17 protein-coding genes and 1 pseudogene are annotated in these 20,073 nt (G+C 61.9%); 6 read left to right on the top strand and 12 right to left on the bottom strand.

Annotated elements, in window-relative coordinates:
* Nucleotides 1-137: 137 nt before the first annotated feature.
* From LQK84_RS13390 to LQK84_RS25330, 3 genes and pseudogenes are all read right to left on the bottom strand, one after another.
* Nucleotides 138-662 (bottom strand): integrase arm-type DNA-binding domain-containing protein, encoded by a 525-nt coding sequence (locus tag LQK84_RS13390; RefSeq protein ID WP_230829226.1) that lies wholly within the window; start codon nt 660-662, stop codon nt 138-140.
* A 954-nt stretch (nt 663-1,616) separates the two neighbouring features.
* A pseudogene (gene tnpC, locus LQK84_RS13385) lies at nt 1,617-2,156 on the bottom strand (IS66 family transposase); the annotation flags it as partial.
* Between the two features lie 128 nt (nt 2,157-2,284).
* Nucleotides 2,285-2,593, bottom strand: a complete 309-nt coding sequence (locus tag LQK84_RS25330) for a hypothetical protein (RefSeq protein ID WP_442966957.1) — start codon at nt 2,591-2,593, stop codon at nt 2,285-2,287.
* A gap of 336 nt (nt 2,594-2,929) precedes the next feature.
* On the opposite strand from LQK84_RS25330, the gene LQK84_RS13375 reads away from it, so the two are divergent.
* On the top strand, nt 2,930-3,403 hold the full coding sequence (locus LQK84_RS13375; RefSeq protein ID WP_230829225.1) for a MarR family winged helix-turn-helix transcriptional regulator: 474 nt from the start codon (nt 2,930-2,932) through the stop codon (nt 3,401-3,403).
* Nucleotides 3,400-4,551, top strand: a complete 1,152-nt coding sequence (locus LQK84_RS13370; RefSeq protein WP_230829224.1) for an FUSC family protein — start codon at nt 3,400-3,402, stop codon at nt 4,549-4,551. Before LQK84_RS13375 ends, LQK84_RS13370 begins: the two co-directional genes overlap by 4 nt.
* A gap of 40 nt (nt 4,552-4,591) precedes the next feature.
* On the opposite strand, the gene LQK84_RS13365 is transcribed toward LQK84_RS13370, so the two are convergent.
* The 9 genes from LQK84_RS13365 to LQK84_RS13325 form a co-directional block, all read right to left on the bottom strand.
* Nucleotides 4,592-6,391 carry an IlvD/Edd family dehydratase gene (locus LQK84_RS13365; RefSeq protein WP_230829223.1) on the bottom strand — a complete coding sequence of 600 codons (1,800 nt, stop codon included), beginning with the start codon at nt 6,389-6,391 and terminating at the stop codon, nt 4,592-4,594.
* 123 nt (nt 6,392-6,514) lie between these two features.
* Nucleotides 6,515-7,474: an ABC transporter permease gene (locus LQK84_RS13360; protein WP_230829222.1), complete on the bottom strand. Its 960-nt coding sequence runs from the start codon at nt 7,472-7,474 to the stop codon at nt 6,515-6,517.
* A gap of 8 nt (nt 7,475-7,482) precedes the next feature.
* A complete protein-coding gene (locus tag LQK84_RS13355; RefSeq protein WP_230829221.1) occupies nt 7,483-8,532 on the bottom strand; it encodes an ABC transporter permease in 1,050 nt (349 codons plus the stop codon).
* An 8-nt stretch (nt 8,533-8,540) separates the two neighbouring features.
* Entirely contained in the window at nt 8,541-10,073 is a 1,533-nt protein-coding gene (locus LQK84_RS13350; RefSeq protein ID WP_230829220.1) for a sugar ABC transporter ATP-binding protein, read from the bottom strand.
* Nucleotides 10,074-10,197: 124 nt separating this feature from the next.
* Nucleotides 10,198-11,334, bottom strand: a complete 1,137-nt coding sequence (locus LQK84_RS13345) for a sugar ABC transporter substrate-binding protein (RefSeq protein WP_230829219.1) — start codon at nt 11,332-11,334, stop codon at nt 10,198-10,200.
* 113 nt (nt 11,335-11,447) lie between these two features.
* Nucleotides 11,448-12,173: a FadR/GntR family transcriptional regulator gene (locus tag LQK84_RS13340; RefSeq protein WP_230829218.1), complete on the bottom strand. Its 726-nt coding sequence runs from the start codon at nt 12,171-12,173 to the stop codon at nt 11,448-11,450.
* A gap of 261 nt (nt 12,174-12,434) precedes the next feature.
* Nucleotides 12,435-13,433, bottom strand: coding sequence for a LacI family DNA-binding transcriptional regulator (locus LQK84_RS13335; protein WP_230829217.1), 999 nt, complete (start codon nt 13,431-13,433; stop codon nt 12,435-12,437).
* Between the two features lie 49 nt (nt 13,434-13,482).
* Nucleotides 13,483-14,472: an ABC transporter permease gene (locus LQK84_RS13330; protein WP_230829216.1), complete on the bottom strand. Its 990-nt coding sequence runs from the start codon at nt 14,470-14,472 to the stop codon at nt 13,483-13,485.
* 12 nt (nt 14,473-14,484) lie between these two features.
* Nucleotides 14,485-15,225 (bottom strand): ATP-binding cassette domain-containing protein, encoded by a 741-nt coding sequence (locus LQK84_RS13325; RefSeq protein WP_230829215.1) that lies wholly within the window; start codon nt 15,223-15,225, stop codon nt 14,485-14,487.
* Between the two features lie 154 nt (nt 15,226-15,379).
* Between LQK84_RS13325 and LQK84_RS13320 the strand changes: the two genes are divergently transcribed.
* The 4 genes from LQK84_RS13320 to LQK84_RS13305 all read left to right on the top strand — a co-directional run bounded on the left by LQK84_RS13320 (nt 15,380) and on the right by LQK84_RS13305 (nt 20,066).
* Nucleotides 15,380-16,360 (top strand): NAD-dependent epimerase/dehydratase family protein, encoded by a 981-nt coding sequence (locus LQK84_RS13320; protein WP_230829214.1) that lies wholly within the window; start codon nt 15,380-15,382, stop codon nt 16,358-16,360.
* Between the two features lie 42 nt (nt 16,361-16,402).
* A complete protein-coding gene (locus LQK84_RS13315) occupies nt 16,403-17,395 on the top strand; it encodes a substrate-binding domain-containing protein (RefSeq protein WP_230829213.1) in 993 nt (330 codons plus the stop codon).
* A 141-nt stretch (nt 17,396-17,536) separates the two neighbouring features.
* A complete protein-coding gene (locus LQK84_RS13310) occupies nt 17,537-18,484 on the top strand; it encodes a sugar-binding protein (RefSeq protein ID WP_230829212.1) in 948 nt (315 codons plus the stop codon).
* Nucleotides 18,485-18,563: 79 nt separating this feature from the next.
* Nucleotides 18,564-20,066, top strand: a complete 1,503-nt coding sequence (locus LQK84_RS13305; protein WP_230829211.1) for a sugar ABC transporter ATP-binding protein — start codon at nt 18,564-18,566, stop codon at nt 20,064-20,066.
* The last annotated feature ends 7 nt before the right edge of the window (nt 20,067-20,073 follow it).

Below are 20,073 nucleotides of genomic sequence, written 5' to 3'. Positions count from 1 at the left end.
GAAAGGCCCTGTGAAACCGCTGCAAGAACCCGAACCCGCAAATCCATCGACAAAGCCTTCGACATCTCAGCCACCTCCATCCAGAGGGTGTCATAAGAATCAGACAGACGCTGATTTGCATAGCCCAGTCGATTCAATCAGGTAGGATGCCCCTCTAGTCGAGCGGCAATATCGAGAAATGGCTGCTGACGCATCATCACGTCAACATCGTTCAGCGTGTTCGGAGAAGGGGGTCTACGAACGGTATTCACAACGCGACCAACTTTAATGTGTTCATCACGATAGCGCTGCATAAGTACGAGAAGAGTCCACTCATTTCGTTCTTTGCCCTCACGGCGCAGGACAACACCAGCGGCCTCTTCCGCAGATGCCCCGGCCAGCCGAGCGTCAATCCACGGTCGAGGATCGAGGCCAGATTTGAGCATCCCGCGCACATGCGATGCGGTCGAACGAGCTTGAACAACATTCCAGCGGCGCGCCGGGCCGAGCGTCACCGTGTGGTCCTTAAATTTTAATATCCACGTCGCATTGTACTTCCTAACGCGCAGCCGAAGTCCGGGCTCGCGGACATCAGACCACTCCTGAAGTTTCGTCTTGCCGTCTTCAGCGAGACGAAAGGCATCCAGCAAGTGAGAACTTGTCAACGCATCTCGAATGACCATTTTCTACGAATCCTTGTACCGTATTGGTACCGACTTCACCTCAAGGATTCAATCCTTACAAGAGCGTCGATGAATTCTTATATTGGGCATAAGTCTTTTATTGTCAAGGATTTAAGGATTATTTTGAGGTTGTTGTAAAGGATTCGAAAATTCTCGGAAGAGGAATCATAATCCTTGTGTCGGGGGTTCGAATCCCTCCTCCGCTACCATTTTTCCTTAATAATTACAGATATTTACGTCTTTATCTCCGACGGGAATTCCGTGCGTGGATGCGCTGGGGTGCCATTCTGGGTGTCAGGTGAGCATAGTTGGATGGTAAGCGATGTGCTGAGCCCATCTTGTCTCGGAAAACTCTAAAACGCCCGCCCGCTAGCGAACTTCGTCTGGCTCTGGTTGACCTAAACTGAGACATCTAAAGCGGCCAGATCGTATACGACCTCGGATGAATTATGGTCGATTGCGACCCGGCCAAGAACAAGCCTCGAATAGCACGAACGATCAGCCAACCAAAAACCGCAAACTTGGCGCATCGAATAATGATGAGCCAGAGTTGCAGGTGGATAGTTTCGTGAGAGTCTTTAGGTGAGACAGAGAGCATCAAAGCCATGCCTATTAGAAAAAGTCCGCCTTCGGCCCAAAGAGTCACGGCAGCGGTTCGATATTGCAACGTGTAATGAGACTGCTCCCATGTTTCGCCCGTAAGCCGCCGCTTTCGTGCAAACGACATCGCGATAAACTGTATTGGGAAAAACAGAATGCCCAAAAGCATCAATGCGTAATTCGCTGGGACCGCACCCGTCCGACTAATAATCCCACTGATCATCAAAATGCCTCTGAACGCTTTGGTTGAAAATTACAGGTAAACACCAATCCTTAAGGATCAGTTCGAAGGGCCTATAAAGTTCGAGCCAGCTTGCCTTTCGGGGCCAACGGCGGTCGAAGGTGAGATTTAGACTATATGGCGGAATAGCTCCAAGGCAGCAACTCATCGATCCGGCTTTGCTTGTGGCCGTTGACGATGGCAGTGAGCGTGGCGGTCATATAGGCAAACGGATCAACCGCATTGAGCTTGCAGGTCTCGATGAGCGAAGCGATGGTGGCCCAGTTCTCGGCTCCCGCATCGTGCCCGGCAAACAGCGCGTTCTTGCGGTTGAGAGCAATCGGTCTGATGGTCCGCTCGACGCTGTTGTTGTCGATCTCGATGCGTCCGTCGGTCAGGAAGAGCTGGAGACCGTCCCAGTATTTGGCAATGTAGGCCAGGGCTTCGCCGAGCGGGGATTTTGTCGCGACACGAGCGCGGTGATGGATGAGCCAAGTCTGCATGTCTGCCACCAGCGGCGCAGATCGTTCGCGCCGTCCAGCCAGCCGCGCCTGGGGATCGAGACCGCGCAACTCGGCTTCGATCCGATAGAGTTCGCCAATCCGCTTCACGCCATCTTCGGCAATCGGCGCTGATCCGTTGCGCGTGATCTCGATAAGCTTGCGCCGTGCGTGGGTGCTTTCAGGCTTGGGATATAACCACTTCACGGACCTTTTTACCAACCCGCCACTCACGGAATATGTGCAATCAACCTCCTCGATCTTGAAGGCGCGGAATGTTTCGAAGACGCCTTGAACCGCGTTCAAAGATAAGATGAACCTTCCTCGAAGTCTCCTCTACCGAACACGCCAGGGCCGTAGTCTTCCTCGTGCCCCCAGTATGGCGGATCGAGATAGAAGAGCATGCCGGGCCGGTCGTAGCGCTCGATCAGCTTCGCCCACGGCAGGTTCTCGATCACAACGCCTGCTAGTCGCTCGTGAATGTGCTCGACGAACTTGGCCTTGGTGTCGGCGCTGGCGCGCCGCCATGTATCGATCAGGCGGGAGAAAAGGACGCCTTGGGCGTCGGGCTTGACCGCGCAGCGCAGGCAATTCCTCCAAAGCGGCGACAAGGTCGCTCCAGTTCTTCACGCGTTCGGCATCAAAAGATTCCAAAAAGGCCTTCCGCTGCTGCAGTCATAGTGTTTGCCGAGCAGCTCGGCCAACGCCGTTAGCATTCTTGCCCACTCTTTCTCCTGGCAGATCAACCAGATTCTCGTTGAACTTCTTTGTGTCGGTCATCCATGGAAGCAAGGTTGAGAGAACCCGGCGGGTTTCGCTGAATTCGCCCCGGTTGATCCGCGCTTTGTGAGGCTTCGCCGCCGTGATTCATCGTCCCCGATGGATCGAATCTTCGCGCAAATTTAATTTGCATTGCAATTCAAATTAAATTCCGCTATCGGACTGGCATGACAAATCCTTCCGAACTTCCCCGCGCGCGCTTCGGTGTGCGCTTTTCGATGCTGGCGCGGCGCTGGCGGCGGGCGCTGGATGCGCATCTGGTGGCGTCGGGGCTTTCTGGTGCGACATGGGTGCCTCTGGTTCATCTGCATGAATCCGGCGATGGCGTGACGCAGAAGGAGCTGGCGGCGCTGGTGGGGCTGGATGGCTCCAGTCTCGTGCGCCTGCTCGACATTCTCTCACGGCAGGGTCTGGTGGAACGGCGCACGGATGCGGCGGACGCTCGTGCCCGGCTGGTTTTCCTCACCGAGGCAGGGCGGGCTCGCGTGGTCGAAATTCGCCGTGCGCTCTCCGAGGCCGAGGCGGAATTCCTGCAGGATATTTCCGATGCGGAACTTGCCCGCATGCTGGAGCAGTTCGCGCTGATCGAAGAGCGGTTGCTGGTCGTGCAGGCGCGGCAGAACGAAGGGGAGCCGTCTTGAGCGAGTTTCAATCCTCCGGCGATGACGCGGAAGCGTCGTCTCTTGCCGTCCGCCGTCTCGATGCGGCTGGGCATCTGGTCAAGCCACATCAGTTCCGCGAAAGTCTCGCCGTGAACATCCGGGCTTGGGACCGCAATTCGGTCCTCGTCGGGGTTCAGGCGTCGCTTGCCTCGGCGATCACGCTTGTTTCCTGGCTTGTCTCGCCATGGCCGCAGCTTGCGGGTGTTGCGGCGCTGGGGGCGCTTGCGGTGCTTTTCGGCCGTTTCGCACCCGAGGGGCAGCGTGGACGGGTGGTTCTGACCTGCGCATTCTGGCTGATCGTTGGCGTCGTCGGCATGTCCGTCGCGTCCCGGCTCGGGGCGGCGATGCCCGTCAGGCTCGGGCTCCTGGCCTTCGCCTGCGGCTTCTTCTTCTTCGTGGTCAACACGGCGAGGCTGGGGCCGCCCGGTGCTCTCATCTTTGTCTTTGCCGCCGGTGCAGCCATGGGCGATGTCGCCTCCTGGCAGGAGGTGGGAGAGCGCGGGCTTGCGATGGTCGTTTCGGGCGCGCTCGCCTGGCTGATCTGTGTCGCCGGCGAGAGGCTGCGCCATGCCGCCCCGCCCGGCGCGCCGACGCCCATCGAGCCGGTGCGGCCGCTGCCCCATCGTCTCATTGCTGCCGGTCGCATCAGCCTGGGGGCGGCGATTGCCGTCTTCGCCGCGCATGCCTTCGGATCTTCCCATCCCGGCTGGGCGGCGCTCGGGTCGCTCGCGGTCATGCAGGGCACGCATCTGCATATCAGCATGAACCGGGCCCTGCAGCGCATGGCCGGCACGGTGCTGGGTGCCGGCCTTGTCTGGATCATCCTGACGCAGGGGCCGTCCGTCTGGACCGTGATCGCGCTGGTGGTCTGCCTGCAATTCGTCATCGAAATGGTCATCGGCGCGAATTACGCGCTTGGCCAGATCTTCATCACGCCGCTGGCATTGTTGATGGCGCATCTCGCCTCGAATGGTGCCGATGGCGCCACCATGGTGGCGGAACGCGTCTTCGACACCGTGGCCGGGGCCTGTATCGGCATCGTCGTTGCCGTGATTTGCTCCACCGTGGACGACAGGGCCCAGCTCGCCCGCCACCATGCCGCCCGCTCGGGCCAAGCCGCAGACTGACACCCGTGCGGCCAGGCGGAAGCGCCTGAGGCGGCCGATCTCAGTGGTTGTTGCGCGGAACGTGCCTGGCGGCGATGCCGCGAAACTCCGTTGCCCCTTTCAGCACCATGCCTTCGGCAAAGGGCCCCGCCAGCGCGCGGAAATACTTCTGCCATGGCGACTGGCTTTCCGGCACCTTGTAGCCGCCGGCGGCGGCAAGCGCCTCCGCCCGCGCGCGCCATTCCTCGTCCGGAACCAGAGCCTCCACCCGGCATGTCCTGAGATCGACGCGGATGCGGTCGCCATTCTGCAGGAGTGCAAGCCCGCCACCCGCCGCCGCTTCGGGCGAGGCATTGAGGATCGATGGCGAGGCGGAGGTTCCCGACTGCCTTCCGTCGCCGATGCAGGGCAGGGCGGTGATGCCCCTGGCCAGCAGGTAGCTTGGCGGGCGCATGTTGACCACTTCCGCGCCGCCCGGATAGCCCAGCGGCCCGGTGCCGCGCATGACGAGGACCGAGTGTTCGTCGATGCCGAGTTCCGGATCGTCGATCGTGTGATGAAAATGCTCCGGGCCGTCGAAGACGATGGCGCGGCCCTCGAAGGCTTCCGGATCGTTGGGGTTTTCGAGATAGCGCTGACGAAATTCCGGCGAGATCACCGAGGTTTTCATGATGGCGCTGTCGAAGAGGTTGCCCTTCATGTTGATGAAGCCGGCTTTCTCCTTCAACGGGCTGGTGACCGGCCGGATCACGGCCGTGTCCTCGCTCTGCCGGCCTTCGCAGTTTTCGCGCAGTGTCCGGCCATTGGCGGTGATCACGTCCGGATGCGGAATGAGCCCGGCGTTGAGCAGTTCGCCGATCAGCGAGGGGACGCCGCCGGCGAGGTGGAAATCCTCGGCGAGATATTCGCCCGCCGGCTGAAGATTGGTCAGCAGCGGAATGTGATGCCCGATCGCCTGCCAGTCATCGTTGTTCAGCTCGACGCCGACGTGGCGGGCAATCGCGTTGAAGTGGATCGGCGCATTGGTCGAGCCGCCGAGGGCGGAATTGACCGCAATGACGTTCTCGAAGGCCTGCCGTGTCATGATGTCGGAGGGCTTCAGGTCTTCCCACACCATGTCGACGATCCGCCGTCCTGTCGCATAGGCCATCTGGCCGCGTTCGCGCTTGGGGGCCGGAATGGCGGCAGATCCCGGCAGCTGCATGCCCACGGCCTCGGCCAGCGAGTTCATGGTGGAGGCCGTCCCCATCGTGTTGCAATAGCCGACGGAAGGGGCCGATGACGTGACCAGTTCGGTGAACTGCTCGTCATCGATCTTGCCTTCGGCCCGCAGCTCGCGGGCTTTCCAGATGATCGTGCCGGAGCCCGTGCGGTTGCCCTGGAAATAGCCGTTCAGCATCGGGCCGACGGAGAAGGCGATGGCCGGAATGTCGACGGTGGCGGCGGCCATCAGCAGGGCCGGGGTGGTCTTGTCGCAGCCGATGGTCAGGACCACGCCATCGATCGGGTAGCCGAACAGCGCCTCGACCAGTCCGAGATAGGCGAGGTTGCGGTCGAGCATCGCCGTCGGCCGCTTGCCGGTTTCCTGGATCGGGTGCACGGGGATTTCGAATGGCACCCCGCCGCTGGCGATGATGCCGTCGCGCACCCGCTTGGCAAGCTCGATATGATGCCGGTTGCAGGGCGAGAGGTCGGAACCCGTCTGGGCAATGCCGATGATGGGCCGGCCCGATTGCAGTTCCTCGCGGGTGAGCCCGTAATTGACATAGCGCTCGAGATAGAGCGCGGTCATCTCGGGATCATCGGGATTGGAAAACCAGTAGCGGGACCTCAGGTCGGCGGGCGTTTTCCGCTTGGTCATGGCTTGCTCCCTTCGGGCAGTTGCGTTTGGTGTTGGTCATCGTCCGCTGCCGCGTGCGGTGACATCAATCGGGTCGAGGAATGTGGTGCGTCGGTGCCGGGCATGTCTTGTCGTCTTTCCGGTTCAGGACGCCACCTTCACGCCGCGGCCGTAGACGAGCAGCATGCTGATGATGACGGCGCCGTAGATGATCTGCCGGCCTGCCTCGGGCATCTGCATGATCGAGAGCACGGAGTTGAGGAGAACGATCAGCACCACGCCGACCAGCGTGCCGACATAGCGGCCCTGTCCGCCGAGAATGCGGGTGCCGCCCAGCACGACGGCGGCGATTGCCGGCAGAAGATAGGGAAGCCCCATGCCCTGATAGGCCTTGGCCGAATACCCGGCCAGAAGCACGCCGGCGATGGCCGCGCAGACGCCCGAAACCATGAAGGCGCCGATGATGACCATGCGGGTGCGAATGCCCGAGAGATAGGCCGCACTCTCGCGGTTGCCCGTCGCATAGATCGATCGCCCGAAGCTCGTGCGGGTGAGGATGAGCGCGATGCAGATCGAAACGAAGGCCCAGACGAAGATCGCGACCGGGATGCCGAAGAGCCGTTCGGCGGCGAGAAAGCGCATGAGTGGTGTTGCCTGGTCCTGCGGCGCGAAGCCGCCTGTGTGGGCGACCATGAGGCCGCGCAGGACGGAATCGACCCCCAGCGTGAAGATCATCGAGGGGATGCGCAGATAGGCGATGCCCAGGCCGTTGACGAGCCCCACTGCGAGACCGACCGCGATGCCGGTGGGCAAGGCCATGTCGCCGCCGACGCTTGCCGCCATCATGGCGGATGCCGTGAGCGTCCACGGCACGGAGAGGTCGATATGGCCGAGCAGGATGACCATCATCATCCCCGCCGCCACGATGCCGAGGAACGATCCGGTCTGCAATTGCTGCAGCAGATAGTTGGGCGACAGCAGCGGCGCCGAACCCTGCACGCTCAGCGTATAGCCGGTCCCGATCAGCAGGATGATGACGATGAACAGCGAAGCGACGGCGATCGGCTTGTTCTCGGGCCGGATACTGGAAAGGAAACTGTTCATCACATCACCTAGCGAAAGAGGTCCAGATTGTTCTTGACCCGAAGCGTGCGCAGTGCGCCGAGGCTGACGGCTGCGAGCAGCACGATGCCTTCAATGAGCGGCTGCAGCAGCGGATCGATCGAAACAATCCGGAAATAGAAGGAAATGACGCGCAGGATGCAGGCGCCGACCAGGGACGCGATGGCGCCGCCGATGCCGCCGAGAAGCGAGGTGCCGCCCAGCACCACGGCAGCGATGGAATTCAGCGTATAGGCGCCGGCCTGCATCACGTCGGCATTGCCCGACGAGGTCTGGATTGCCAGATAAAGCCCGCCGCAGGCGGCAAAGAAACCGGCGAGCGCAAAGGCTGCAATCTTGGCGCGGTTGATCGGAAGGCCGGACATGTAGGCCGCGCCTTCCGCCGAGCCGATGGCATAGACCGTGCGTCCGGTGACGGACTTGCGGAACGGGATCCAGACCGCGAAGGCGACGACCAGCAATGTGATCAGCGGCACCGGTATCCAGGAGACCGGCGCAAACCATGCCGCATCCGGGTCGAACAGATGATAGGTATCGACAAGGTCGCGAAGGCTGTTGGTGGCGGCCCAGTTGAGATCGGCGTCGATCTCGCCGCCGGGCTTGGGGCGGATGAAGAGGGCAATGCCGATCGCAGTGGCGCCCGTCGCCAGTGTGACGATGATCGGCTGCAGCCGCCCATAGACGACGATGATGCCGTTCATCAGGCCGAAGGCCGTGCCCGAAAGCAGCGTGACGAACATGCCGAACAGGATTGCGGCGGGAGAGCCGTGGACGAGTTCGGAGGCAATGCAGGAGGTCAAGGTCATTACCGCGCCGACGCTGAGATCGAGACCGCCGAGAAGGACAGGCACGGTCTGCGCCATGGCGAGAAAGGCGATGGCCGCCGTCTCGTTGGCATTCTGGACCAGCACGGCCGATGAAAATCCGTGCGGATGAAGGATGTTGTAGACCAGATAGATGACCAGCAGCAGCGCCAGCGCGCCATAGAAGGCGCGGCTTTGGCGGAAGCTGGTGGCGAGAGCATTCCTGATATTGTCCATGCCTGCCCTCATGCCGCCGACTGGGTGTTGATGTTGAGGGACGCCGACACGATGGCTTCCTCGTTGATGGCCTCGCCACTCAGTTCCGTCGTGATCGCCCCGTCATACATCACGGCGACACGGTCGCAGCAGCCGACCAGTTCGGCATAGTCCGTCGAATAGAAGAGGATCGCCTTCCCCTCGTCGGCCAGTTCGCGCATCAGCTTGTAGATTTCCTGCTTCGTGCCGACATCGATGCCGCGGGTCGGATCGTTCAAGAGAATGACGTCCGGTTCGGTCATCAGCCATTTGGCGATCACGACCTTCTGCTGGTTGCCGCCCGAAAGCGTCGCCACGGCGTCCGTCGCCTTGTTAATCTTGATCTGCAGCTTGCGGATGCCGTCTTCCACGGCGGCCTTTTCCTTGCCGCTGTCGATGAAGGGGCCGCTTGAGACCTTGTCGAAGGAGGCGGCCAGCAGGTTGTCGGCAATCGACATGGGCAGCATCAGCCCTTCCGTCTTCCGGTCTTCGGGAACGAGGGCGATGCGTGTCGTGCCGGTCTTGGCGGCATAGGGCGAGGAGGGCGAAATGGTGGTTCCGGCGGCCTTCACCTGGCCGCCGACGCCGCGGAGGACGCCGAAGAGGGCAAGCAGCAATTCCTTCTGTCCCTGGCCGTCGAGCCCGCCGAGGCCGACGATTTCGCCCTTGCCGACGCTGAGATTGACGCCTTTCAGCCGGTTTTCCCAGGAAAGGTTCTCGATCTCGAAATTGGGGGCGGCCTGGCGCGGTTCCGGCTTCGGCGGGAAATGCGCCTCGACGTCGCGGCCGATCATCATGCGAACAATTTCTGCCGGTGAGCGTTCGCCCTTTGCGAATGTGTCGACATGGCTGCCGTTTCGGAAGACGGACAGCGTGTCGCACAGACGCTCGACCTCGTGCATGCGGTGGGAGATGAAGAGCGAGGCGACATTCTCGTTCTTCAGGTCGCCCAGCAGCCCGTAGACGGTTTCGACGTCGCGGCTTGTCAGCGCCGAGGTCGCCTCGTCGAGGATCAGCACCGTCGGGTTCATGCCCAAGGCCTTGGCGATTTCCACCATCTGCCGGCGCGAAAGGGAAAGATCGCGCACCAGTGCGTTGGGGTTCACGTCCTCGCATTTGATGCGGGCGAGAAGCGCTTCGGCGCGGCGTCGTTGCGCGCGCCCGTCGATCAGCCCGAAGCGGCGCGGCGGATCGGAAATCGAGATATTGTCCGCGACCGTCAGGTCGGGCATCAGCGACAGTTCCTGGAAGATGCAGACGATCCCGGATTTCGCGGCCTCGGAGGGCGAGCGAAACCGCACCTGCTGGCCGTTGAGATACATCGCGCCGGTGTCGGGCTGCAGCACCCCGGACATGATCTTGATCAGCGTCGACTTGCCGGCGCCGTTCTCGCCGAGAATGGCGTGGGTGCTGCCGCTGCGGCAGGCAAAGTCGACGTCCTTCAGCGCCCTTGCGCCCGAGAAGGACTTGGAAATGCCGCGCAATTCGATAATCGGAACACCCGCACGGGGACTGTCATTCACGATGCCTACTCCTCCGGGTCAAGTTGACCATAGTTTGCTCGACCGTCCGCGCCCGCCGGATCGACGGGGCAGCCGGATGAAGGCATGCCGGCCGCAACCGGCATGCTTCATGTCAGGTCTGGGCTTACTTCGTGTTTGACTCGGTCTGCGCCATGATGGCGGGGCCCGAGATGTTCACGCCGCAGGGCGGGAACTCGTTGACGGTGAAGAAGTTGTCCGGAAGATTGGACCAGTAGTTCTGGCCGTCCTTCAGTTCCTTGTAGGTGGCGACCGGCAGCGGCACCGAGATGAGCTGCGGCATGACATTGCCTTCGAGCGCGGAGATCGCCGCCTTCATCGCAATGGCCACCAGACCCGGCGACTGGCCGATGGAAATGCCCTTCAGGCCATCGGCAGAGTGCTCGGCGATGGCCTTGCGGAAGCCGTTTTCGGATTCGCCGGCAATCGGCACCCACGGATGCTTGGCATCCTTGAGCGCCTGGATGACGCCGTTGGAGCCGCCCTGGCCGACGACGGCGTCGAACTTGCCGTGAACGGCAATCGCGTCGGCGACAACCTTCTGCGTGGTGCCATCATCCCAGTTGCCGACGACGGAGACCATTTCCCACTTGCCGCCATCCTTCTTGAAGACCTCGTTGATGCCAACCGAGCGGTCGCGGTCAACGGAGTTTCCGGGCAGGCCGCGGACCTCGAGGATCTTGCCGCCCTTGACGCCCTTGGCATGCAGTTCGTCGAGCGCGAACTGGCCCCACTTGCGGCCCATTTCGAGCTGGTTCTCGTTCACCTGCATGACCTTGTCGGTGTCGAGCACGTTGTCGAAGGGAACCAGCACGACATTGTTCTTGTCGGCGAGGCGGATCACGCGGTCGAAGCCGTCCGGTGCGACAGCGATCGTGACGATGGCGTCATAGCCCTGGTTGATGAAATCCTCGATCGCGCCCAGCTGGGCCGGTGCGTCCGTGCCGGTCGAGACGACCTTGAACTCGGCAATCTTGCCCTTGACGGCCGGGTCCTCGGCATAGGCCTTGGCGGTCTTGATCATCTGGATGCGCCAGGTGTTGCCGACGAAACCGTTGACGATGGCGACCTTGAAGGGGCCCTTCTTCTTTTCCCACTGCATGTACTTGGTGTCCGCGCCCCACGGCGCGAAGCACTTGGGCTCGGCGCCCGGGCCAGAGACGACCTTGGGGCCGGCATGCGACATGCCCGCACCCAGAACGACAGCCGCCGCCGTCGAAATCAATAGAGCCTTCAGTTTCATTTGTTCCTCCTCCTTGGCACCCTCCCGGTGCCCGCTTTGGCAGACGCCACCCAATGCGCGCGTCTCATGTCACTGCAGGAGGGCCTCCTCCCTCCGGCAGTATTCCTGACCCGCTACTCTCCGAAATGCGGGAAACCCGCCTGGAGATGGGTCTTCATCCTGTACTGGTAGGCGACGCGGTCGCGTGCCTGGAGCGCGGCGATGATCTCCGCATGTTCCGACAGGGTGGTGGTCGAGAAGGTCCGGCGCGTCTTGCCGCGCACCATGATCTTCAGGATTACAGGTTTCATGATCTTGTAGACGTCGAGCACCGCCTTGTTGCCGAGAACCTCGATCAGCCGCGTGTGAAACCGGAAGTCGACTTCGGAGGCGTCGATGGCCGTTTCGGCGCCCTGGAGTTCATTGTTGACCCGGGTCAGGTCGGCAATGTCTTCCGCGGTGATCCGTTCGAGCAGCGAGTCCACCGAGGCCACTTCCAGCAGGCCGCGGAAGCCCTGGATGTCGGTGAATGTGGCGCGCGACACCTCAAGCGTGTTGAAGGCGAAGAGATCGAGCGCCCGTTCCATGCGGTCGTCGATGATGGTGGCGCCGACCTTGGGGCGCACCGTGACGATGCCATAGGCCTTCAGGATGCGCATCGCCTCGCGGACCGTGTTGCGGCTCGTCTGGAAATGTTCGCAGAGCTCGCGCTCGGTCGGAAGGTTGTCGCCGACGCCCAGTCCCCGCTCGGAAATCAGCCCGCGGATCTTGGCGACAAGCTCATCGACGGCCGACTGCGAGGTCGGGCGGATGACTGCCGGGCGCACACCCGCAGTGACCTGCATCTCGTCTTTGGACACGCCGCTTTTCCATCCCGCAAAATTCATTTGTAGGACAATTAAAATGCTGAAGGTGGCGCTCGTCAATAATAATATTAATAAACAGCCGCAAATTCCGTGAAAAGCCCGGCTTGCAGCATTCAATGATGGGACAATAGGGGAGATTTGCCCGGCTCAGATCATGAAGCGGGTCGTTTCGGAGGCATGATTTTCATGGCCACTGGCGTCGTCCGTCAGGGTTGGGCCGAACGACTGCATTTCTTCCGGCGGGCAGGGGCTCTGTCAGCCGGAGGCACGCTCGACGAGTGCGCATTCCACCTTCAGCTGGTCGTGCGAACTGTTCAGCCCGCCGGCCATGTCCACGATCAGTTCGACAGCCATGGCCCCCATCTCGTACATGGGCAGGTGGAAGGTCGTCAGGGGTGGGCGGGTAAACTGCGCGATGTCGCGATTGTCGAAGCCGACGACGGCGACGTCTCCCGGAACGGTCTTGCCGAGTTCCTTCAGTGCCTCGATGCAGCCGATGGCCATCAGGTCGTTGGCGCAGAAGATGCCATCCGGCGGATTCTGGAGCTTCATCAGTTCGTGGGTCTTTTCATAGCCCGACGATGGTTCCCAGTTGCCGTAGTGAACGAGCTTCGGATCGAAGGCGAGGTCGTTGCTGGCGAGCGCCTGCTTGTAACCGTGAAGACGATCGCGCGGATTGTCGAGGCCTTCCTGGCCATTGATCAGGGCGATGCGCCGGCGTCCGTTGCGGATCATCCGCTCCGTTGCCGCGCGTCCGCCGGCGACGTCGCCGGGGATGATCGAGGGGAGGCGGCGCTGCTGGTCGTAGCAGTTGACGAGAACCGAGGGCGTGCGAAACAGCGCCTCGGGCGGCTCCACCTTGCGGGTCAGGATCGTGCCGAAGACGTAGCCGACAAGCGTCTGGCTCTCGCAGATCGAGAAGACGGCCTCCTGCGGGTCCTCGTCCTTGCGATAGACGCCGAGCGTCACCAGCATGCCGAGTTCCAGGGCCTTCTGGCGGGCGCCTTCATAGGCGAGCGACATCCAGGGGTCGGTCGTCAGCTCGTCGACCACGAAAACGATGACCTTGTTGCCATTGCCGTTGGCGGAGGCGGTTCGATTGGAGAGGCGGTAGCCGAGTTCCGCGGCGGCGTCAAAGACGCGCTTGCGTGTCGCTGCACTGAAACGCGCTCCGGAACTGCCATTGAGAATGAGTGAGACTGTCGCCTGCGAGACGCCCGCTCGCGCGGCGACATCCATCATCGTCGGTTTCAATACATTCTCCATGACCAATGCCACAGTCGACTGTCATGCATGACATCATTCATGACCTGAAATGCCTGATACGGTCGAACGCCACGGCAACTATGATGAAGGTACCTATGAACATTCCCTGCCAGAATGTCGAGATACCCAACAGGATCATCGAGTTGCGAATGACCTCTATCAACAGCGCGCCCAGCACGGCACCGACTGCCGTCCCTTCGCCGCCGGCCAGATTGGCACCGCCGATGACGGCCGCTGCAATCACCGTCAGTTCCATCGCCTGGCCGAGATTGGTCGTCACGCTGCCGAGCCATCCCGCCATCAGGATGCCTGCGACGCCGGCGGTGAAGGCGGAGAACATGTAGATGCTGACCTTGATGCGCCTGACCGGGATGCCGGTGAGGACCGCGGCGTTTTCATTGCCGCCAATCGCGAAGACATACTGTCCCCAGCGGGTCCATTTGAACGCCAGCGAGACGATGACGGCAAGGAGAGCGAGCGCATAGAGCGGGTGGGGGATGCCCAATGTCGAGCCGCCGCCGACCCAGAGCAGAAGGTTATGGTCGGGGCCGAATTCCCACATCATCTTGTTGTCGGAAAGGACCATGGCGAGCGAACGGACGCCCGAGAGCGTGCCGAGCGTGACCACGAAGGCTGGCATGCCGCCGTAGGCGATGAGCACGCCGTTCAGGAGCCCGACGAGCAGTGTTGTCCCGAGAGCAAGGGGAGCGGCGAGCCAGAAGCCCATGCCGCCGGCCATGAGGACACTGATCACCATGGCGCTCAGCACCACCGAGGAGCCGACGGAAAGGTCGATCCCGCCGGAAGCAATCACGGTGGTCATGCCGATGGCGATGATGCCGACGAAGGCGAAGTTTCGCGCGACGTTGAAGAGGTTGCGTTCGGTCGCGAATGTATCGGTCAGCAGGGTGAGGGCCAGGCAGGCCACGACGGCGGCCATGAACACCCAGAAAAGCTGCAGGTTTGTGGTGCGGGCCAGAAGGTTCTTGTGCTCGCTTCGAGCAATTGCGTCTTCGATTGTCGTCATTGCCGTGTCTCCCTATGCAGCCTCGATCGCGCCGGTGATCAGTCCCGTCACCTCTTCGGGCGACGAGCGGGCGGCGGCCTTGTTGGCGACGAGCTGGCCGCGCCGCAGCACCGTGATCCTGTCGGCAACGCTGAACACGTCCGGCATGCGGTGGGAAATCAGGATGACGGTGATGCCCTGGTCGCGCAGGCGATGGATCAGTTCCAGCACTTCATGCACCTGCCGCACCGAGATGGCCGCAGTCGGTTCATCCATCATCACAATCTTGGGTTTTGAGAGAAGGGTGCGGGCAATGGCTACCGCCTGGCGCTGGCCGCCGGACATTTTCCGGACGAGGTCGCGCGGGCGCGTCTCCGATTTCAGCTGCTTGAAGAGATCGGCCGCAACCTCGTTCATCTGGCGATAGTCGACATATCTGAGCGGGCCAAGGCGGTTCATGGGCTCGCGGCCCAGGAAGACGTTGGAGGCTGCCGAGAGATTGTCGCACAGCGCGAGGTCCTGATAGACGACCTCGATGCCTTCCCTCTGAGCGTCCTTGGGCTTGTGGAAAACCACCGGTTTTCCGTCGATTTTCAGCTCTCCGGCGGATGGGGCGAAGTTGCCGGCGATGATTTTCACCAGCGTGCTCTTGCCCGCTCCATTGTCTCCCATCAGCCCCAGAACCTCTCCCGGCTCCAGCGAAAGGGAGACCGACGTCAGCGCCTGGATGGCACCGTAACTCTTCGATATTCCCGACAAAACCAGCCTCGACATGCGCGGCACCTCCCCATTTTTTTGAAAAGAACGAGGCGTCTCCTCCCGCCGCGTCCTTCCGTCATGCGCAATAACTAATTTAATAATAGCTTGACTTAATATTATTAGTAAATAAATATCTCAACCAATAAGAGAAAATGATCAGGGGGGACGGATGAGGCTGCTGGTGACAGGTGCGGCTGGAAAAGTGGGCCAGGTCTTTCTGCCCGCCTTCCTGAATGCGCCGCGGTTTTCCAGCTGGGACGTGGTTGCCCTGTGCAACAACCGGGTCATCGACGCAGGCGATCGCGTCAGCGTGGTCCGCGGGTCGATGTCCGATGACGGTGTCATTGCCGAGGCGCTCGACGGCGTGACGCATGTGTTGCATCTGGCGGCCGTCAAGGAAATGCCCGACCTTGCCATCGATGTGGCGCTGAAGGGCCTCTATCTGCTGCTCGAACGGTTTCGCGTTTCCGGCGATGCGCGTCAGTTCGTGCTGCTCAGCGGCGATTGTGTCGTCGGCCATATGTTTCAGGATTACCGGGCTCCGATCACCGAGGAGGCGCCGCGCCGCGCCTATCAGGGCAGCTATGCGCTGACCAAGGTTCTGGAAGAGGTGATGCTGGAGCAATACGCGATCCAGTACGGGCTCACGGTGACGACGCTGCGGGCGCCGTGGATCATGGAGAAGGACGACTTCCGCTATGCGCTCAGGCTGGACGACACGCAGTTCGGTGGTCCGGCATGGGAGACGCTGATCGACGAGGTGACGCTCGAGCGTGTCCGGCGCGGTGGCTACTACCCCGTCATGAAGGATGTCACCGGAGACTTCCTGAAGCGGAACTTCGTCCACGTCGATGATCTCGTGGAGGCCATTCTGCTCTCGCTGGATAACCCGGCAGCCTATGGCGAACTGTTCAATATCGCGATGAACGAGCCGGTCGATTACGGCGCGCTGGCTCCGTTGCTGGGGAGGAAGGAGAGGCTGGAGGGCCTCGATGTCCAGACACCGTTCCACAGCAACTGGCTCGACAACACCAAGGCCCGCAAGGTGCTGGGCTGGAACCCTTCCGTCGATCTCGAAGAGCTCGTCGAACGTGCATGGAAATACCGGCGCGGGGAGGGAGACCCGCGCATCGTCTGGTATCCCGGCTGAGGACGCTTCCTTCGTCGGCTGTTGCAAAGGAGGAGAAGTGCAATGAAATTCAAATATCTGGCAATCACCGCCCTCTCGGCGGTCGCGCTCTATGTCGGTGACGCCGGCGCGGCGGACAAGAAGACCCTCGCCATCGTGGTCAAGGGACTGGACAACCCGTTCTTCGAACAGATCAATCTAGGTTGCAAGAAATGGCTCTCGGAACATGCCGACAGCGAATACAAATGCCTCTACACCGGGCCGGCGTCGTCGGCCGATGAGGCTGGCGAGGTCCAGATCGTCGACGATCTGCTGACCAAGGGCGTTGCAGCGATCGCGATCTCGCCGTCGAATGCGCCGGCCATGGCCAACCGCATTCGCGAAATCGCGCCCAAGGTTCCGGTCATGACAATCGACGCGGATTTCCTTGAGCCTGACCGCAAGCTGCGCAAGACCTATCTCGGCACGGACAACTACCTGATGGGTGTGAAGATGGCCGAGCAGGCCAAGGCGCTCAAGGCCAAGGGCGGCACAGTCTGCCTCCAGCTCGGCAACGTTGCCGCAGCCAACATCAATGCCCGTGCGCAGGGCTTCCGTGACACCATTGCCGGCGCGAAGAATGTCGACAGGCTGACCGGCCAGAACGGCTGGAAGGAAATCGAGGGCTGCCCCGTCTTCACCAACGACCAGGCCGACCTGGCCAACCAGCAGATGTCGGATGTCTTCACGGCGCATGCCGACCTTGACGCCTTCATTCTGATCGGCGGCTGGGCGCAGTTTGCTCCGCAGGCCTACACGCAGGTGACCAACCAGGTGATGGACAAGCTGAAATCGAAGAAGCTCGTGATCATCGCCGGCGACACGCTGCCGCCGCAGACACAGGCCTTCCGCGAGGGACGCAGCCACGCCCAGATCGGGCAGCGGCCTTTCGAAATGGGCTATCGCGCGCCTGACGTGATGATCCAGCTGATCAAGGGCGAGAAGGTCGAAGATCCGCTTTTCACCGGTCTCGACGTCTGCACGGCCGAAGCGCCGGGCTTCTGCGAGAAGAACTGAAGCCTCCGGGCGGGGCGATCGGCCCACATCGATCCAGCGCCGCTCAATACGGACGTTCCGGAGCGTAGAGGTTCCACGCTCCGGAACGTTATCTTCAACCTGACAATTGCGGTCTGGAGGAGCGGACCGTGGGAGGACATCATGAAGAAAATCATCGGAATTTCTGCCCTTGCGGCGCTCGCGCTGAGTGCCACAACCGCGGTTGCCGCCGACAAGCCGGCACTGGCTTTCGTCGTCAATGCGGCCTCTGACTTCTGGAAGCTTGCCGAAGCCGGCGTCAAGGCCGCGCAGAAAGAGCTGCCGGGCTATGAACTGCAATTCCGCTACCCTGCACAGGGGACGGCAGCCCTGCAGAATGCACTGATGGACGATCTGGTTGCCGCCGGCACGGACGCCATCATGATCTCGTCGGCCGATCCGAAGAACTCGATCGACGCCTTCAACCGGATTGCGGCGCAGGTGCCGCTGTTCACCACCGACAGCGATGCGCCGCAATCCAAGCGTATCGCCTATCTCGGCTCGTCCAACACGGATGCCGGCGTTCAGGCCGGCGAGATTGCCGTGAAGGCGCTGCCCAAGGGTGGCAAGTGCATGGGTTTCGTCGGGTTCCTCGGGGCCGACAATGCGAAGGAGCGCATCGCCGGCTTCAAGAAGGCCGTCGAGGGCAAGGGCATCGAGCTGGTCGACGTTCGCGGCGACGACGTCGACTTCCCCCGGGCCCGTTCCAATGTCGATGACGTGCTGGCCGCCAAGCCGGACATCAACTGCATGGTCGGGTTCTATTCCTACAATCCGCCCAAGATCTACGAAGCCCTGCAGGCTGCCGGCAAGCTCGGCAAGATCACGGTCGTGGCCTTCGATGAAGATCCGATCACGCTGGGTGCGGTCAAGGACGGGTCCTTTGCCGGGACGGTCGTTCAGGACCCCTATCAGTGGGGCTATCAGGGCATGAAGCTGATGGCGGCCTATTTGGAGGGCGACAAGTCGAAGGTCCCGCAGAACGGGCTGATCATCGTGCCAACCAAGGTGATCGACAAGGGCAATGTCGACGCCTTCGCGGCCGAGCTGAAGGCGCGGATCGGCGGCTGATGCGCCGGTCTCCATGAGGTTGTCCTGCGCGCAAACGCGTGTTGCGCGCAGGCTCATGAATTTGAGCCCGGGAGCGCGCATGCCTCACGTCAAGAAGCCCATTTCGCTTGATCTCGTCGGCGTCACCAAGGTCTATCCGGGCGTGATTGCCCTGAGCAATGTTTCACTGAGCATTCGTGGCGGTGAGGTCGTCGGCCTGATCGGGGAAAACGGCGCCGGCAAGTCGACGCTGATGAAGGTTCTGGGCGGCGTCATCGCCCCGGACGGGGGCCGCATCGTCATCGACGGGGCCGACATTTCGGACCTCACACCGGCGCGCGCCGTCGAGCACGGCATCGCCTTCGTTCACCAGGAGCTCAACCCGTTCACCAATCTCGATGTGACCGCCAATGTCCTCCTCGGCCGCGAGATGCGAAAGGGCATGCTTGGCCTCATTGACCGCAAGGCGATGGAGGCGCGCGTCCGCCCGCTTCTGGAAATGCTCGGAACCCGGTTTGGTCCAGGCGATCCCGTCTCCGGCCTGTCGCTGGCCGACCAGCAATTGCTGGAAATTGCGCGCGCGCTCTCCATCAATGTCCGCCTGCTCATCCTGGATGAACCGACATCCAGCCTCACCCTGTCGGAGACGCAGCGGCTCATGAAGGTCATCCGGCTGCTGCGCGACGATGGTGTCGCGATCCTGTTCATCACGCATCGCCTGGGCGAGGTGGCGGACGTCGCCGATCGCGTCGTCGGCCTGCGCGATGGGGGAAATGCCGGCGAGCTTGCCCCGGCCGACATCAACAAGAATGCCATGGTGCGGCTGATGATCGGCCGCGACGTGTCGCAATTTTACGAGACCGCGACGGAGCCGGCAGGTGCAATCGTGCTGGAAACCAAGGGCCTTCGGACCCGCACCTATCCCCACGAACCGGTCGATCTTGCCTTGCGCGGAGGCGAAATCCTCGGCCTTGCGGGGCTGGTGGGGGCAGGGCGCAGCGAGCTCGCGCGTGCCATCTTCGGCGTCGATCGGCCGGAGGCGGGGACGGTCGAGGTCTCGGGAACGCCGGTGCCGCCCGGTTCGGTCATCGAGGCGATCAAGGCGGGGATCTGCCTCGTCCCCGAAGACCGGAAGTCGGAGGGCCTGTTTCTCGACTTCTCTGTTGCCGGGAACATCGCCGCGCCAAGTCTTGCGACGCTTTCCCGATATGGACTGGTCGACCGTGATGCCGAGCTTGCGCTTGCCGACCATGCGCGGCGGGAATTTGCCATCAAGGCGCCGCGGCTTGACCGGCCCGCCGGCGAACTCTCCGGCGGCAACCAGCAGAAGATCGTGCTGGCCAAATGGCTCGTGACACGGCCGAGGGTGATCATTCTCGACGAGCCGACCCGCGGCATCGATGTCGGCGCCAAGGCAGAGGTCTACCACCTGATGCGCCGGCTGGCAGCTCAGGGTGCCGCGCTCCTGATGATCTCCTCGGACATGGAGGAGGTGATCGGCGTTTCGAGCCGCGTGATGGTCATGAGCCGGGGGCGTGTCTCCGGCGTGCTCGAACGCCATGAACTTTCGGAGGAGAACATCCTTCGGCTTGCTGTCGAATAGGAAGGCG

Origin of the sequence: Rhizobium sp. C4 (genome assembly GCF_021026315.1) — a bacterium.
GTDB lineage: Bacteria > Pseudomonadota > Alphaproteobacteria > Rhizobiales > Rhizobiaceae > Ensifer_A.
The sequence above is the reverse complement of the archived record's forward strand: the minus strand, read 5'-3'. Positions and strand labels throughout refer to the sequence as shown.

Bases quoted from the DNA above. Each gene is read 5' to 3' on its own strand.
- LQK84_RS13355 (WP_230829221.1), bottom strand. From the start codon at position 8,532: ATGGACAATATCAGGAATGCTCTCGCCACCAGCTTCCGCCAAAGCCGC.
- LQK84_RS13365 (WP_230829223.1), bottom strand. From the start codon at position 6,391: ATGACCAAGCGGAAAACGCCCGCCGACCTGAGGTCCCGCTACTGGTTT.
- LQK84_RS13315 (WP_230829213.1), top strand. From the start codon at position 16,403: ATGAAATTCAAATATCTGGCAATCACCGCCCTCTCGGCGGTCGCGCTC.
- LQK84_RS13345 (WP_230829219.1), bottom strand. From the start codon at position 11,334: ATGAAACTGAAGGCTCTATTGATTTCGACGGCGGCGGCTGTCGTTCTG.
- LQK84_RS13310 (WP_230829212.1), top strand. From the start codon at position 17,537: ATGAAGAAAATCATCGGAATTTCTGCCCTTGCGGCGCTCGCGCTGAGT.
- LQK84_RS13305 (WP_230829211.1), top strand. From the start codon at position 18,564: ATGCCTCACGTCAAGAAGCCCATTTCGCTTGATCTCGTCGGCGTCACC.
- LQK84_RS13330 (WP_230829216.1), bottom strand. From the start codon at position 14,472: ATGACGACAATCGAAGACGCAATTGCTCGAAGCGAGCACAAGAACCTT.
- LQK84_RS13325 (WP_230829215.1), bottom strand. From the start codon at position 15,225: ATGTCGAGGCTGGTTTTGTCGGGAATATCGAAGAGTTACGGTGCCATC.
- LQK84_RS13360 (WP_230829222.1), bottom strand. From the start codon at position 7,474: ATGAACAGTTTCCTTTCCAGTATCCGGCCCGAGAACAAGCCGATCGCC.
- LQK84_RS13390 (WP_230829226.1), bottom strand. From the start codon at position 662: ATGGTCATTCGAGATGCGTTGACAAGTTCTCACTTGCTGGATGCCTTT.
- LQK84_RS13320 (WP_230829214.1), top strand. From the start codon at position 15,380: ATGAGGCTGCTGGTGACAGGTGCGGCTGGAAAAGTGGGCCAGGTCTTT.
- LQK84_RS13375 (WP_230829225.1), top strand. From the start codon at position 2,930: ATGACAAATCCTTCCGAACTTCCCCGCGCGCGCTTCGGTGTGCGCTTT.